We start from the raw sequence: 1,323 nt of genomic DNA, 5'->3' as shown, positions 1-1,323 counted from the left end.
GAACCTGATATGCGAGCACCATCCCAGGGCGCTCTTCTCTGCCTCTTCCTTGGAGGGGCCAAACCCCACAAAGGTCTGAACGTGCCCGGCCTCGCCGTCGGCCCTCGATACGAGATTGATTTCTGAGATGTAAAAGGACGAACACTGGGCGGCGCTGGTTCCCTGATTTAGATCAACGTAACCGCGCAGTGCGTCACCATTGTGGAGTGGGGCAACTCGCCTAGGAGATGGCCGATGTTGAAAATAGTAGTTGCCGGAACAACCGCACTCTTCCTTGCTGCATCCCCGATTGCCAACGCGCAAACCTCGCAAACCTCTTCTGCGACTCCGGAACGGTTAAATGCAGCCGACCGGAATACGCTGACGGACATGAGGATTGATCTGGTAAAGGCCGCGTTGCAGCTGACACCTGACCAGGAGAAATACTGGCCCGCTGTAGAGAGCGCCATTCGTGCCAGGGCGGAGGACCGGAAAGCCCGCCTTGCAAAAATCGGAGAAACAGTGGGTAGACGGGCCGACGAAAACCGTGTCGAAGCCCTGCGCAATCGTGACCCTATCACCTTCTTGCAGCGGCGCTCGGAAGCATTGGCTCAACGATCAGCCGATTTGGATAAACTCGCCGAGGCGTGGCAGCCACTCTACAAAACGCTTAATCCCGAACAGAGGCAGCGCATGGCGGCCATCGCGATTCTGGTACTCCACGATATGAGTGATGCCGTAGACCGGCGCCGTGCGCTGTCCGAGGACGAGGACTGAGCCAAAGCAGTTCAATTCGAACCTAATGCATAATGGTCGGAGCATACGCAGCTAACTGACTGTATGCCTAGACGATGTTTGCTAAGGGTCTTGGCTGTAGAAGCACACTTTTGTAGATTAGCCGATAGCAAGCCAAGACCGGCTCGGCCTCAGGCCGCGATCACATAGATCAGCGGCTTGATCCCGACGATGTTGATGACCCGTGTCAGGCCAGAACCGAGAGTGCCATCTCGGCGGCTACTTTTGGGAGCATTCTAGTGAGGAAGTGGGTCCCTCCCATGCGTGCATTCATCGTGCCGAACGGATGCTCGACTGTCTCGCGACGTTGGCGCATAGCGAGCGGGTTCAGGCATTCAGGCAATAGTGTCCATTGCCCACGATCCGCCTGCTCAACGAAGCGCCTCTCTGCTTCCCCCGCAGAATCACGAGAGAATCATGGCAAAGCAGCAGCGTTTCCACACAGCCAGGGGTCTTGGGTGTGTGCAAACGGATAGGTCGGCACGCGGCCGTGGTCGCCAATCGTTGCAGGCGGCCGATGTCTCGCGTCGGAGCGTCCAATGACTGGCC

The 1,323-nt window shown here is 57.5% G+C and carries 1 protein-coding gene and 1 pseudogene; one reads left to right on the top strand and one right to left on the bottom strand.

All coding sequences use genetic code 11. The features are described 5' to 3' along the window. The first annotated feature begins 234 nt into the window (after window positions 1–234). Window positions 235–756 carry a Spy/CpxP family protein refolding chaperone gene (locus CT676_RS43665; RefSeq protein WP_038945733.1) on the top strand — a complete coding sequence of 174 codons (522 nt, stop codon included), beginning with the start codon at window positions 235–237 and terminating at the stop codon, window positions 754–756. Window positions 757–905: 149 nt separating this feature from the next. On the opposite strand, the pseudogene CT676_RS45975 reads toward CT676_RS43665, so the two are convergent. Next, a pseudogene (locus tag CT676_RS45975) lies at window positions 906–1,090 on the bottom strand (IS5/IS1182 family transposase); the annotation flags it as partial. Between the last annotated feature and the right edge of the window lie 233 nt (window positions 1,091–1,323).

The sequence above is a fragment of the Bradyrhizobium sp. MOS001 genome (assembly GCF_004634465.1).
Lineage (GTDB): Bacteria > Pseudomonadota > Alphaproteobacteria > Rhizobiales > Xanthobacteraceae > Bradyrhizobium > Bradyrhizobium barranii.
Note: the sequence above shows the minus strand (reverse complement) of the source record. Positions and strands in the feature narration are given on the sequence as shown.

What these genes read in the sequence shown, in the direction of transcription:
- CT676_RS43665 (WP_038945733.1), top strand. Translation starts at nt 235, where the DNA reads ATGTTGAAAATAGTAGTTGCCGGAACAACCGCACTCTTCCTTGCTGCA.